This is a genomic window from Sorangium sp. So ce836 (genome assembly GCF_028553905.1).
GTDB classification, from domain to species: Bacteria; Myxococcota_A; Polyangia; order Polyangiales; family Polyangiaceae; genus Sorangium; species Sorangium cellulosum_D.
In genome coordinates, this window is the sequence record NZ_CP102233.1 from 10,429,165 (window position 1) to 10,442,568 (window position 13,404).

General features: G+C 71.4%; 11 protein-coding genes. 7 read left to right on the forward strand and 4 right to left on the reverse strand.

Going from position 1 to position 13,404, the window contains the following annotated elements; all coding sequences use genetic code 11:
* Positions 1-44 precede the first annotated feature (44 nt).
* The 3 genes from uppS (at position 45) to NQZ70_RS37985 (ending at position 3,216) form a co-directional block, all read left to right on the forward strand.
* On the forward strand, positions 45-896 hold the full coding sequence (uppS, locus tag NQZ70_RS37975) for a polyprenyl diphosphate synthase (RefSeq protein ID WP_129578591.1): 852 nt from the start codon (positions 45-47) through the stop codon (positions 894-896).
* 3 nt (positions 897-899) lie between these two features.
* Positions 900-1,721, forward strand: coding sequence for a phosphatidate cytidylyltransferase (locus NQZ70_RS37980; RefSeq protein WP_237244398.1), 822 nt, complete (start codon positions 900-902; stop codon positions 1,719-1,721).
* 169 nt (positions 1,722-1,890) lie between these two features.
* Positions 1,891-3,216 carry a Glu/Leu/Phe/Val dehydrogenase gene (locus tag NQZ70_RS37985; protein WP_129578592.1) on the forward strand — a complete coding sequence of 442 codons (1,326 nt, stop codon included), beginning with the start codon at positions 1,891-1,893 and terminating at the stop codon, positions 3,214-3,216.
* Positions 3,217-3,283: 67 nt separating this feature from the next.
* Here NQZ70_RS37985 and trpS read toward each other — a convergent pair whose 3' ends face one another.
* Complete coding sequence (gene trpS, locus NQZ70_RS37990; protein ID WP_129578593.1) at positions 3,284-4,378, reverse strand: tryptophan--tRNA ligase; 1,095 nt, start codon at positions 4,376-4,378, stop codon at positions 3,284-3,286.
* A 151-nt stretch (positions 4,379-4,529) separates the two neighbouring features.
* On the opposite strand from trpS, the gene NQZ70_RS37995 reads away from it, so the two are divergent.
* Together NQZ70_RS37995 and NQZ70_RS38000 are read left to right on the forward strand one after the other, a co-directional pair.
* A complete protein-coding gene (locus NQZ70_RS37995) occupies positions 4,530-6,263 on the forward strand; it encodes an ABC transporter ATP-binding protein (RefSeq protein ID WP_129578594.1) in 1,734 nt (577 codons plus the stop codon).
* Positions 6,260-8,272 (forward strand): ABC transporter ATP-binding protein, encoded by a 2,013-nt coding sequence (locus NQZ70_RS38000; RefSeq protein WP_129578595.1) that lies wholly within the window; start codon positions 6,260-6,262, stop codon positions 8,270-8,272. The genes NQZ70_RS37995 and NQZ70_RS38000 overlap by 4 nt, the downstream gene beginning before the upstream one ends.
* Before the next feature lie 72 nt (positions 8,273-8,344).
* On the opposite strand, the gene NQZ70_RS38005 is transcribed toward NQZ70_RS38000, so the two are convergent.
* From NQZ70_RS38005 to NQZ70_RS38015, 3 genes are all read right to left on the reverse strand, one after another.
* Positions 8,345-9,343 carry a folate-binding protein YgfZ gene (locus NQZ70_RS38005; protein WP_129578596.1) on the reverse strand — a complete coding sequence of 333 codons (999 nt, stop codon included), beginning with the start codon at positions 9,341-9,343 and terminating at the stop codon, positions 8,345-8,347.
* A 76-nt stretch (positions 9,344-9,419) separates the two neighbouring features.
* The gene (locus NQZ70_RS38010; RefSeq protein ID WP_237244399.1) at positions 9,420-10,049 is read right to left on the reverse strand and encodes a hypothetical protein; all 630 of its coding nucleotides are present in this window, start codon (positions 10,047-10,049) and stop codon (positions 9,420-9,422) included.
* A 32-nt stretch (positions 10,050-10,081) separates the two neighbouring features.
* On the reverse strand, positions 10,082-10,660 hold the full coding sequence (locus NQZ70_RS38015; RefSeq protein WP_129578597.1) for a hypothetical protein: 579 nt from the start codon (positions 10,658-10,660) through the stop codon (positions 10,082-10,084).
* Between the two features lie 219 nt (positions 10,661-10,879).
* Here NQZ70_RS38015 and egtD point away from each other — a divergent pair, with 219 nt between their 5' ends.
* Entirely contained in the window at positions 10,880-11,869 is a 990-nt protein-coding gene (egtD, locus tag NQZ70_RS38020; protein WP_129578598.1) for an L-histidine N(alpha)-methyltransferase, read from the forward strand.
* Positions 11,870-12,066: 197 nt separating this feature from the next.
* Positions 12,067-13,401 (forward strand): vitamin K epoxide reductase family protein, encoded by a 1,335-nt coding sequence (locus NQZ70_RS38025; RefSeq protein WP_129578599.1) that lies wholly within the window; start codon positions 12,067-12,069, stop codon positions 13,399-13,401.
* Positions 13,402-13,404: the final 3 nt, after the last annotated feature.

Sequence of the window (13,404 nt, forward strand, 5' to 3'; positions counted from 1 at the left end):
AACAGTCGACAGTCGTTAGTCAACAAGGGAAACTCCCCCAGCCGATGAACCTCGTAGAAGCCAGAAATCTCCCGCGCCACGTCGGAATCATCATGGATGGCAACGGCCGCTGGGCGGAGCTGCGCGGCGAGCCGCGCGAGGCCGGGCACAAGGCCGGCAGCGCCGCCGTGCGGCGCATCGTGCGCGTCTGCCGGAGGCTCGGCGTCGAGGCGCTGACGCTGTACGCGTTCAGCGAGCAGAACTGGGCACGGCCCCGGAACGAGGTCGACGCGCTCATGGGCCTCTTGCGCGAGTTCCTGATGAGCGAGCGCTGCGAGATCCTCGAGAACGACATCCGCCTGGTCGCGATCGGCGACATCAGCCGGCTCCCCGAGCCCGTGCGCGACGTGCTCGATCCGCTCCGGAAGGCGTCGGCCACGAACCGGCAGATGACGCTCGCGCTGGCGCTGTCCTACGGGGCGCGCGAGGAGATCGCCGCCGCGGCGCGCGAGCTCGCGATGGAGGCGGTCGCCGGCAGGCTCGATCCGGAGGCGATCGACGGGGCGCTGCTCGCCGCGCGGCTGCCGAGCCTGAGCGTGGGCGAGCCGGACCTCATCATCCGCACCGGCGGCGAGCAGCGGCTCTCCAACTTCCTGCTCTACGGGGCCGCGTACGCCGAGCTGTCGTTCACCGAGCGGCTGTGGCCGGACTTCACCGAGGACGACCTCTTCGCCGCGATCGCGGCCTACCAGGAGCGCGTCCGCGCCGCCGAGCCCGAGCCCGAGCCCGACGCCGACGCCGAGGCCGAGGGCGGCGGCGCGGACGAGCCGGCCCGCGCGAACGGCGCGCTCGGCGCGGGGAGGCCGTGGCGCGCGCGCGAGGTCGCCTCTCACAACGGCTCACGGACGGGAGTCTGACGCTTGGCTGCTTCCAATCTCACGATGCGGGTCATCACCGCGATCGTGGCTGCACCGGTCCTCCTCTCGCTGCTCTACCTCGGCCCGAGCTGGGGGTGGGCCGCGCTCGTCGCGGTCGCCTCCGCCATCGGCGCGCTCGAGTTCTTCGCGATGACCCACGCGGACGACCGCGCCGCGCGCGCCGCCGGCGTGGCGCTCACCCTCGGCGTGCTCGGCGTGCTCTGGCGCTTCGGGGGCTCGCCGGCCGCGCTGCTCGCGCTGATCTTCCTGCTGCCGTTCGTCGCGATGCTCGTCACGCTGGTGCGCCTCGGCGACATGCGCACCGCGGCGCTGCGCGTGCTGGCGATGACCTTCGGCCCGCTCTACGTGGGCGGCGGGCTCGGCGCGCTGGCGCTGCTCCGGCGCGACGCCGGCGCCGACGGCCCCTCGTTCGTGGTCCTGGCGCTCCTGCTCTCCTGGTTCTCCGACACCGGCGCCTACTTCGCCGGCCGCTTCCTCGGCCGGCGCAAGCTCTACGAGGCGGTGAGCCCGAAGAAGACCGTCGAGGGCGCCCTCGGCGGCCTGCTCTTCGCGGTGCTCGGCGCGCTGCTCGCCCACTTCTGGTTCCTCCGGTCGCTGCCGCTCGTCGACGGGCTCGCGCTCGCGATCGTCGCGGGCGGCCTCGGTCAGGCGGGGGACCTCGGGGAGTCGCTGTTCAAGCGCTCCTTCGGGATCAAGGACTCAGGCGGGATCGTGCCCGGCCACGGCGGCATCCTCGACCGGGTCGACGCCCTGCTCGTCACCGGGACCATCACGTATCTCTACGTCCTCTGGTCGCGATCGTGAACGGCGCCCCGCGTCGCGCGGCGCCCGCGCGCCACGGTGAGCGCGGCGCCGCGCCGCGTACTGCCGAGCTGACGCGATGCCCCGGCCGTCTGCAACCGCGTGACGCGTCGCATGATTGCACCCGACACATTGAACTGGGCCGCGCCGCGCACTAGAAAGTTACAGAGCCATGGAAGATCAAGTCGGTACCAAGATCACGACTCCGCCGGTGAGCGGCGCTGCTGCTCCGGGCCATAAACACAAATACGAGTTCTTCAAAGTCGTCCAGGGTTATCTCGACGAGGCCGCCCGCCTGATCGAGCTGCCGGGCTACATCACCACGATCCTGAGCCAGCCGAAGAACGAGATCATCGTCAATTTCCCGGTGCGGATGGATGACGGCAGCATCCGGCTCTTCAAGGGCTACCGGATCCAGCACAACAACCTCCTCGGGCCGTTCAAGGGGGGCATTCGCTACCACGAGACGGTGTCGCTCGACGACCTCAAGGCGCTCGCCGCGATGATGACGTGGAAGTGCGCGCTCATGAACCTGCCGCTCGGCGGCGGCAAGGGGGGCATCAAGTTCAACCCGAACGAGGTGTCGCGCGCCGAGCTCCAGCGCATCACGCGCCGCTTCTTCCATGCGCTCGGCTCGAACATCGGCCCGGAGACGGACATCCCTGCTCCCGACGTCGGCACCGACGCGAAGACCATGGCGTGGGCCATGGACACGTACATGAACACCGTCGGACAGCTCTTCAAGCAGGCGGTGAAGGGCGTCGTGACGGGCAAGCCGGTGGCGTCGGGCGGCACGTACGGGCGCGAGAAGGCCACCGGGCAGGGGGTCGTCCACTGCATCACCGAGTGGGCCGAGGACAACGACGTGAACCTCGGCGGCGCGACGCTGCTCGTGCAGGGGTTCGGCAACGTCGGCTCGAACACGGCCGTGCTCCTGTCGAAGCTCGGCGCCTCGACCGTCGCGGTCGGCGACCACACCGGGTACCTCTACAATCCGGAAGGGTTCAATCCGCACAAGCTGCAGGACTACGTGAAGAAGCACCGCTCGATCGCGGGCTACCCGGCGGGCAAGCCGATCAGCCGCGAGGAGTTCTTCCGGCTCAAGGCGGACATCTTCATCCCGGCGGCCCTGGAGAACCAGGTCGGGGTGGAGGAGGCGAGCTGGCTGCAGGTCCGGCTCGTGGCCGAGGGCGCGAACGGGCCGTGCACGCCCGAGGGGGAGAAGGTGCTCCTCGAGCGCGGGATCGACATCCTGCCGGACGTCCTCGCCAACTCGGGCGGCGTCACGGTGAGCTACTACGAGTGGGTGCAGAACAAGCGCTCCGAGACGTGGACGCTCGAGGAGGTCGACGCCCGGCTCGAGAAGGCGATGAAGCGGGCCTACCGCGAGGTGACCGAGATGGCGCGGCAGAAGAAGTGCACGCTGCGGCTCGCCGCCTACGCGGTGGCGCTGCAGCGGCTCGCCGCCGTGTACGGCGAGCGCGAGATCTTCCCGTGAGGCGGGGCGCGGCCCGCGCGGCGCCCCCGCGCCGCGCGCGGCCGAGCCGCCGGTGACGCGGGGTGAATCAGAAGCCGAGCGTGCGCCGGCCGATATCCATCTTCATCTTCTGCTTGGCGAGGTAGAGCGTCTCCTCGGCCACCGCGTTGGCGCGCGCCGCGTGCTCCCGCAGGATGTCGAGGACCCGATCGTCGCCGCCGGGTTTGTCGTACTCGGCGCGGCGGGCGCGCATCGGGCCGAGGAGCTCGTCGATCGCCGCCGACACCTCGGCCTTGATGTGGCCGTCCCCGATGTTGTCTCCCCGGCTATAGCGCTCCTCGAGCACCTTGACCCGCTCCGGATCCTTGATGAACGCGCGCACGTACTGGAACAGGGAGCTCGTGATGTCGCCCGGGTCGGTCATGCTCTGCCGGCCGGTGTAGAGCGCCCCCACCTTCTTCTTGATCTCCTTGGCGCTGTCCGAGAGGAAGATGGCGTTGTTGAGGCTCTTCGACATCTTGTGGACGCCGTCGGTGCCGACCAGCCTGCCGACGCGGCCCACCAGCGGCGCGGGGACCGGGAACAGGCCTCCTGCGGTGACGTGCGCCTCGTCGTCGAGCGCCGGATCGACGTCGCAGTAGACGTGGTTGAAGCGCCGCGCGACCTCGCGGCACATCTCGAGGTGGGCGACCTGATCCTCGCCGACCGGGACGAGCGCGGGGCGGAACGCGAGGATGTCGGCGCACTGCCCGACCGCGTACAGAGGAAACCCGAAGCTATATTTGTCGCCGAGCCCCTTGGTCTCGATCTCGTGCTTGAGCGTCGGGTTCCGCATCACCCGGTTGAAGGGGAGCTGCATCGCGAAGAACCATGTGAGCTCGGCGATCGCGGGGACCTCGCTCTGGAGGACGAGCGTGGAGCGCTCTGGATCGATGCCCGCGGCCAACCAGTCCTTGACGATCTCCAGCATGTCGCGGCGGATGTCGGCCGGCTGGTCCGCGCGCGTCGTGAAAGCATGGACGTTGGCGATGAGAAAATAGCACTCGTAGCTGTCCTGGAGACGGACGCGGTTCTCGATGGATCCGACCCAGTGGCCGACGTGGAGGCGCCCGGTGGGCGTATCTCCGGTGAGGATCCGGGGGCGACCGGGCTGGGCGGAAGGGCTGGAGGTCGAGGAGCTCATGGCCGAGATCACCGCTCTCATAGCACCGCTCGCGCAGGATGTCGCTCGCGGACACGCACCCGCGGATCGCCGACGGCACGACCTTGACCGCCGCGGAGGTCGTGGCGATCCTGCGCGACGCCATCCGCCGCCGCTCCGAAGAGGAGGAGTCTTGCTGAGGCAGCTATTGCGCCGTTTCTTGCGCCCGCAGGCGCCCTTGCTCGCGATCGTCGTCGCGCTCCAGCTCGTGGCGACGCTCGCTTCGCTGTACCTGCCGAGCCTGAACGCCGACATCATCGATCATGGCGTCGCCGTCGGCGACACGTCGCGCATCCTGAAGCTCGGCGCGATCATGCTCGCGATCACCGGCGTCCAAATCGTGTGCTCGGTCGCCGCGAACTACGCCGGCGCGCGCGCCGCGATGAGCTTCGGCCGCGACCTGCGCGCGGCGGTGTTCCGCCGCGTCGGCGAGTTCTCCGCGCGCGAGCTGTCGCGGTTCGGCGCGCCGTCGCTCATCACGCGCACGACCAACGACGTCCAGCAGGTGCAGATGGTGGTGATGATGGGCTGTACGATGCTCGTCCTCTCGCCGCTCATGTGCGTCGGCGGCGTCGTGATGGCGCTGCGCGAGGACAGGTCGCTCGCCTGGCTGCTCGCGATCGCGGTGCCGCTGCTCGCGGGCGCCGTCGTCGCGATCATGTCGCGGATGGTGCCGCAGTTCCGGCGGATGCAGCCCCTCATCGACGCGGTGAACCGCGTGCTCCGCGAGCAGATCACCGGCGTGCGCGTGATCCGCGCCTTCGTGCGCGAGCCCGCCGAGGCGGCGCGCTTCGATCGCGCGAACGGCGACCTCACCGAGGCCGCGCTGCACATCGGGCGCCTGCAAGCGATGATGTTCCCGGCCGTGATGTTCGTGTTCAACGCCTCGAGCGTCGCCGTCCTGTGGTTCGGCGCGCACCAGATCGCGGACGGCAGGCTCGCGATCGGCTCGATGACGGCGTTCCTCGCCTACCTGACGCAGATCCTCATGGCGGTGATGATGGTCACGTTCATGGCCGTCATGCTGCCGCGCGCGGCCGCGTGCTCGGAGCGCATCGTCGAGGTGCTGGACACCGAGCCGTCCGTGCGCGCCCCCGACCAGCCCGTGACGCTCGTCGAGCCGACCGGCGTCGTCGAGCTGCGAGGCGTCGAGTACCGATATCCGGGCGCCGAGCTGCCCGTCCTGCGCGGCGTCTCGTTCGTCGCGCGCCCCGGGCAGGTCACCGCGATCATCGGCAGCACCGGCTCGGGCAAGACCACGCTGCTCGACCTGATCGCGCGGCTCATCGATCCGACGAGGGGCGAGGTCCGGCTCGACGGCGTCGACGCGCGCATGCTCGACCTCGAGGCGGTGTGGTCGTGCACCGGGCTCGTGCCGCAGCGCCCCTTCCTGTTCTCCGGCACGGTGGCCTCGAACCTGCGCTACGGCGACCCCGCGGCGACCGACGAGCAGCTCTGGGCAGCGCTCGCCGCCGCGCAGGCGCGCGACTTCGTCGAGGCCATGCCGCAAAAGCTCGACACGCCGATCGGGCAGGGCGGCACGAACGTCTCCGGCGGCCAGCGCCAGCGGCTCTCGATCGCCCGCGCCCTGCTGCGCCGGCCGCGCGTGTTCCTGTTCGACGACGCCTTCTCCGCGCTCGACGTCGCGACCGAGGCCCGGCTGCGGGCGGCGCTCGCCGAGCGCACGCGCGCCGCCACGGTGATCGTCGTCGCGCAGCGCGTGTCGAGCATCGTCGACGCGGACCAGATCCTCGTGCTCGACGGCGGCGAGATCGTCGGCCAGGGCAAGCATGGCGAGCTGCTCGCGTCGTGCCCGACGTACGCGGAGATCGTGGCCTCGCAGCGCGAGGCGGCGGTGGCCGCATGAGCGCGCGCCGCGCCGGTCCCCCGCCCGCCGCCCCCGAGGGGGCGCGCTCCCCGATGATGCAGCGCGGCCCCTTCGGCATGGGGGCGGCGCCGCCGCAGAAGGCGAAGCGGTTCGCGCCCTCCGCGCGGCGCCTCCTCGGCCGCCTCGCCCCCGAGCGCGCGCGCCTCGCGGTCGCGATCGCGTGCTCGCTGCTCAGCGTGGGCCTCGGCCTCGCCGGTCCGAAGCTGCTCGGCCGCGCGACCGACATCATCTTCTCCGGCGTGATCGGCGCCCGCCTCCCCGCGGCCGCCACGAAGGCCGAGGCCGTCGCGGAGCTCCAGCGCTCCGGCCAGGCGCGGCTCGCCGAGCTCGTGGGCCACATGGACGTCGTCCCCGGCCGCGGCATCCAGCTCCGCGAGCTCGCCGATCTGCTCCTGTTCGTGATGGCGCTGTACGCCGGCGCGTCGCTGTTCGCCTGGCTGCAGGGCTACCTGCTCAACGGGGTCGTGCAGCGCACCGTGCGGCAGCTCCGCACCGACGCGCAGGACAAGCTCGCCCGCTTGCCGCTCGCCTACTTCGACGGCCGCCCGCACGGCGAGCTCTTGAGCCGCGTCACCAACGACATCGACAACATCGCGCAGGGCCTGCAGCAGACGCTGACGCAGCTCATGAACGGCGCGCTGACGCTCGTCGGCATCGTCGTCATGCTCGTCGTGATCTCACCGGTGCTCGCGGTGATCACGCTCTTCACCGTGCCGCTCTCGGTGCTCACGACCGCGGCGGTCGCGAGGCGCGCGCAGGCGAAGTTCGTCGCGCAGTGGGCGCAGGTCGGCGCGCTCAACGGCCAGATCGAGGAGGCGTTCAGCGGCCACTCGCTCGTCAACGTGCTCGGGCGGCGCGGCGACGTCGAGGCGCGCTTCCAGGCCACGAATCAGGAGCTGTTCGAGACCAGCTTCCGCGCGCAGTTCATGTCCAGCACCATCATGCCGGCGGTCAATTTCGTCGGGAACCTGACCTACGTCGCGATCGCCGTCATCGGCGGCCTGCGGGTCGCGTCCGGCGCGATGCTGCTCGGCAGCGTACAAGCGTTCATCCACTACTCGCGCCAGTTCTCTCAGCAGCTCGGCCAGCTCGCGTCCGTCACGAACGTCCTCCAATCGGGCGTCGCCTCCGCAGAGCGGGTGTTCGAGCTGCTCGACGAACAGGGCCAGTCGCCCGAGGCCACCCCGCCCGCGGCCCTGCCGAAGGTCACCGGCGAGGTCCGGTTCGAGCACGTCACGTTTCGCTACAAGCCCGACGAGCCCCTGATCGAGGACCTCGATCTCACGATCATGCCAGGCCAGACGGTCGCGATCGTCGGCCCGACCGGCGCCGGCAAGACCACGCTCGTGAACCTCTTGATGCGGTTTTACGAGCTCGACGGCGGTCGGATCCTGATCGACGGTGTCGACATCGCGCGCTTGCCTCGCCACGAGCTGCGCGCGAAGCTCGGTATGGTGCTGCAGGATACATGGCTATTCTCGGGCACGATCCGCGACAATATCGCGTTCGGCAACGCGGCCGCGACCGAGGCCGACATCCAGGAGGCAGCGCGCGCGGCGCACGTCGACCGCTTCGTGCGCGCCCTGCCCGCCGGTTACGAGACGGTCATCGACGAGGAGTCGGGCAACCTGAGCGCCGGCGAGAAGCAGCTCATCACGATCGCGCGCGCGTTCCTCGCGAGCCCGGCGATCCTGATCCTCGACGAGGCGACCTCCTCGGTCGACACCCGCACCGAGGTGCTCGTCCAGCGCGCGATGGCCGCCCTGCGCGCCCAGCGCACGAGCTTCGTGATCGCGCATCGCCTCTCGACGATCCGCGACGCCGACATGATCCTCGTGATGAACGCGGGCCGCATCGTCGAGCGCGGCACGCACGCGGAGCTCCTCGCCGCAGGAGGCGCCTACCACGCGTTGTACCAGACCCAGCTCACCGGCAACGGCGGGAGCGGCGCGACGCTCGAGGGCCAGAGCGCCGCTCCACCCCCTTGAAACGCCCGAGGATATGAGATTGGACCCACGGAGGCACCGAGGGCACAGGGTTATTTCGTCGTTCCTCTGAAACTACCGCCCCGGCGCCGCGCCGCTCGCCGCCGCCCCCGGGGCGCGCGTGATCTCGGCCGCCCGGCCGGCGACCCGGAGCGCCGTGCCCTGGACGGCGTGCTTGTACTTGACGTAGCCGAGCGCCAGCACCCGCTGCCCGCCCGGGTCCTTCACCTGGCTCGTCACCGCGCCCACGGCCGCGCCGTCGGGCAGCGCGATCTCCGCGCCCGCGGGCACGTCGCCCTCCCCCTCGACGGCGAGCTGCACGAGCCGCTTCTTGGCGTGGCCGCGCATCTGGAGCATGAACACCGTCTCCTGCCCCAGGTAGCAGCCCTTGTTGAACGAGACGGCGCGCTCCTCGAGCGACGCCTCCTGCGGGAAGTTCTGGTCGTCGAAGTCGACGCCGAACCGGGGGACGTTGTTCTCGACCCGGAGCACCTCCCACGCCGCCGCCGTCGTGGGCAGGACGGGGCCGGCCCCGCCCGCCGCGAGCAGCGCCTCGACCACGGCGCCCTCGGCCTGCCGGGGCGCGACGAACAGCGCGCCCCCGAGGCCGGTCCAGTCGACGATCGCGGCGTCCGCCCCGGCCGCGCGCCCGGCCGCCGCGAGCTCGGCGGCCCGCGGGCCGTGGGCGAAGACCCAGGCGTGCTCGCCCGTGGCGTCCGCGAGCTCGGCGTCCTCCATGATGAGGTAGCGCTCGAAGCTCTCGCGCAGCGCCCCGATACGATCCCGGAGCGCGCCGACGTAGATGCGGTCCTCCGCGATCACGATCCACACCTCGGCGAAGATCTTCCCGGTCTTCACCACGTTGAGCCCGTACGCCCCGCCCGCGGGCGGCGAGGCCTTCGCCCCGGCGGGCAGCGGCTTCTGCGGGGCGAGGTCGCAGGTGACCAGGCCGTTGAGCCAGGTCTGCCGGTCCGAGCCGGTGACGATCAGCGTCCCGAGCTCGGGCATGGGCTGCACGAGCGCCCCTTCGCGGAGCGCGCGCCGCTGCTCGTCCAGTCCGTGGGCGTCGTTCATCGAGGTCCGATCGTGGAGGCGGGAGGCCGGGCCGTCGAGGGGCGGCCCCACATTTCGGCGGCCGCCCCGCCCGGGCTCAGGGATCGACCTCGGCGACGAGCGCCGGGAACTGGGCCGACGTGTGGACGGCCGGCGGGACGATCGCCGCGTCGACGTGGCCCACGAGGCGGCGGAGCGCGTCGGCGTCGGCCGAGAGCACCTCGGCGACGACGGTGAGCGTCTTCGGGAGCGACGCGACCGACGCGATCACCGCCTCGGCCGAGGCGCCCCGGACCAGGACGGCGCGCGCGCCGACCTTCGCGGCGGCCTCGGCCCCCTCCAGGCTCTCGGCCAGGGCGAGCGGCAGCATGCGCATCGTCCGCGCCCCCTTCGCGAGGCGGTCCCAGTCGTCGAGCGGCAGGAGCGCGTCGACGCAGACCCCGTCCGCCCCGTGGTAGCGCGCCGCGAGCGCGGCGTCGCGATCGCCGACCCGGGACAGGCAGAGCGACGGCACGGTCTTCGTCGCGCGCGCGGCCCCCTGCATGGCGGGCCCCGCCTCGACGAACGCGAGCGCAGAGATGTTGAGCTCCTGGAGCCGCACCGCGTCCTCCGCTGGCGACTCCGAGCCGACGAGCGCGACCAGAGCCATGTTCTTCCTGCGGGTGGAGATCACCTGGAGAAGATCGCGTGTGGACGGGACGATCGATCCCGCATCGAAATCCTGCATGGGAGGGCGGGTAGACGAGCCGAACGCGCGGGTCAAGCGAGGGATCGCTCGAGCTCCTCGAGCGCGGGTCGGGAATCCATGGCTTGAACGTCCTGCACGCGCATCCACACGGCCGTCTGATCGCCCTCGTAGCAGACGCTGCCTTCGTGCCGGAACTCGAACGAATAGCGGATCATGTGCCGCTTCTGGCCGAGGCGGGAGCGCGTCGCCACGCACGTCGCCTCGATGGGCGCGCCCGGCTGGACGAGCTTGCGAAAGACGACCCGGTGGATGTTGGTGCCATAACCGATCCAGCCCTCGCGGTGCCGCAGGCCGAGCAGGTGGTAGGCGTGCACGAAGCCGAGCATCCCCGTCGCGTGCACCATGATCGCGCCGGCGACGTGGCGCGGGTGCAGCAGCGGGTGCGCCCGCTGCGCGTCGACGAGCGGCATCGGGCGGTCGGTCGGCATGCGGCAGCGCACCAGGCTCCTCTCGGCGTCCACCTCGAGGAGCTCGTCGAAGAAGAGGACCGACGGGTCGTAGGGCAGGTCCGCGAGGAACTCGGCGTCGAACGGACCAAGCTTCACAGGATGGGGCGCGCCGCTCGCCGCGCCAGGTGCAGAGGTCGTCATCGGAGTTGGCTCTGGGATCCCGGATCCCCGAGGGCAGCTCCCTAGCAGCGGCCGATCGCGTGGGCAACGGCCGTGACGAAGCCGAGAAAATGGGGCGGCTCGCGGGAACGCTCGCGGGAATGCTCGCGGGAATGGACGAGCGGGTGGTGGCTTTGAAAATCGTTGGACCTCCATGGATTTCGAGGGGCTCTCTCGGAGGTCCGCGGGTAAGGTTCTGTGATGCACACGACAGACTCGCTCGACCGTTTCATGGCGGATGTCCGGTCGGGCCTGAAGGCGTCGCCGAAGCACCTCTCGCCGGAGTATTTTTACGATGCGCTCGGCTCGCACCTCTTCGAGGCGATCTGTCAGCTCCCCTGGTATCCGCTGACGCGCGCGGAGCGGGCGTTGCTCGAGCGGCATGCCGAGGAGATGGTCGCGCCGTTCGGGGCCGGCGCCTCGATCGTCGAGCTCGGCTGCGGCAGCGGGGAGAAGCTCGCCCTGCTGGCGGCGCCGCTCTGCAAGCGGGCGCCTCGCCTCTGCGTGCACCTCGTGGACGTCTCGGAGACGGCGCTCGACCTCTCGCGCCGGACCCTGGGCCGCCTGCCGCGCGTGGAGGCGTCGGCCCACCGGGCGAGGTACGAGGAGGGCCTGGCCCGCGCGGCGGCGCGGCGCGCGGTCGACGCGCGGGGCGACGGGGGCGCGGTGCTCGTGCTGTTCCTCGGCTCGAACATCGGCAACCTGGCCCCGGCGGCCGCGGCGGCGTTCCTCGCGGGGGTGCGCGGCGCGCTCCGCGCCGGGGACGGGCTGCTGCTCGGCGCCGACCTCGTGAAGCCCGCGGCGGATCTGGTGCTCGCGTACGACGATCCGCTCGGCGTCACCGCGGCCTTCAACAAGAACCTGCTCGCGCGCATCAACCGGGAGCTCGGCGCGACGTTCGACCTCCGCTCGTTCGATCACCGCGCGGCGTGGAACGCGGAGGCCTCGCGCGTCGAGATGCACCTCGTCAGCCGCAGGCGGCAGTCGATCCGCCTGGGCGCGCTCGATCTCGAGGTCGCCTTCGACGAGGGCGAATCGATCTGGACAGAGAGCTCGTACAAGTACACCCCGGACGAGGTGGTGCGCATGGGGGAGCGCGCGGGGTTCCGCTGTCATCAGCAGTGGATCGATCCGGTCGGGCGGTTCTCGACGACGCTCCTCCTCGCCGAGGAGCGCGCGGCGGACCGCTGAGCCGGCGGGCTCAGCGCGGCGCGCGCCCCGGCGGGCCCGCGGCCGGCGGGCCCGCGGCCGGCGGGCCCGCGGCCGGCGGGCCCGCAGAACGATGCGCTCGCGCCGCGCGTCATGCGCCGCGCGCCGTCGGGAGGCGCCCGTACGCGCGGACGTCCTCGATTTGACGCGTTGCCCGACGTCGCGTAATCCACTCGGCCATGTCAGGCAGTCGTAGTCCTCGCGGGCCTGCGGCGCTCGCGCTCAGCGGGTCGCTCCTGGGACTGGCGTTCAGCGCCTCGTCGACGTTCGACTACATCCGGCACCTCGACCGGCAGGTCCACGACCTGCACTGCAGCTTCATCCCCGGCCTCGGCGCGCAGTCGGGGGCCGACACGGCGTGCCGCGTGGCGATGTACAGCCCCTACTCCGCGCTGTTCCGCGAGAGCTTCTGGGGCGGTATCCCGATCTCGCTGTTCGCGCTGGGCGCGTTCGCGTTCTTCGCGGCGTTCGCGCTCTACGTGCTGCTCTCGGGCCAGCACGCGCCGCGGCGCGCGGCGCACTTCCTGTTCGTCGCGGGCCTCACGCCGCTCGCGGTGTCGCTCATGATGGCGCTCATCTCGGCGCTGCGCCTCGGGGTGTTCTGCAAGACGTGCGTCGGGATGTACGTCTCGTCGGCGCTGCTCGCGGCCGGCGGGGTCTGGGCGTTCGTCGAGGACCGCAGGGCGGCGCGCGCCGCGGCCTGGTCCAGCGCGACGCCGCGGCCGGCCGGGGCGGCCGGGGTGGGGCCCACGGTGCCGATGGCGCCCCTCGGCGTCGACGCGCCGGCCGGGGCGCCCGCCGCGCCCGCCCCCGCGCGCCGCATGGGCTCGAAGCTGCTGCTGCCGGGGTGGCTCGTCGCGCTCGGCGTGTGCACGGTGACGCCGGCGCTGCTCTACGCGAGCGCGCTGCCGAGCTACGCGAGCTACCTGACCGGCTGCGGCAAGCTGGAGAAGCCGACCGAGCCGAACGGCGCGCTGCTCCAGGTGAAGCACCCGGGCGCGGTGCAGCCGGCGACGATCTTCGTCGATCCGCTCTGCCCGACGTGCAAGGCGTTCCACCAGCGGCTCGTGTCCGAGGGGGTGTTCGACAAGCTCGACGTGACGCTGGTGCTGTTCCCGCTCGACAGCGAGTGCAACTGGATGCTCGACCGGCCGGTGCACCCGGGCGCGTGCCTCCTCTCCAAGGCGATCCTCTGCAGCGATCACCGGGCGATGGATGTGCTCGAGTGGGCCTACGACAACCAGGAGGAGCTCCTGGAGGGGGCGAAGGCGGGGGCCGGCACCGCCAACGTGCAGGCGGCGATCCGGCAGCGCTGGCCGGGGCTCGACGCGTGCATGGACTCGAAGGAGACGTCGCTGCGGCTGAACCGGATGCTCCGGTTCATCGTGGACAACAAGCTTCCCGTGTCGACGCCGCAGATGTTCCTGGGCACGACGCGGCTCTGTGACGAGGACACGGATATCGGGCTGTCGTATGCCATAAGGCAGCTCGCGCCGGCCCTCCGGACGAGGTGAGGT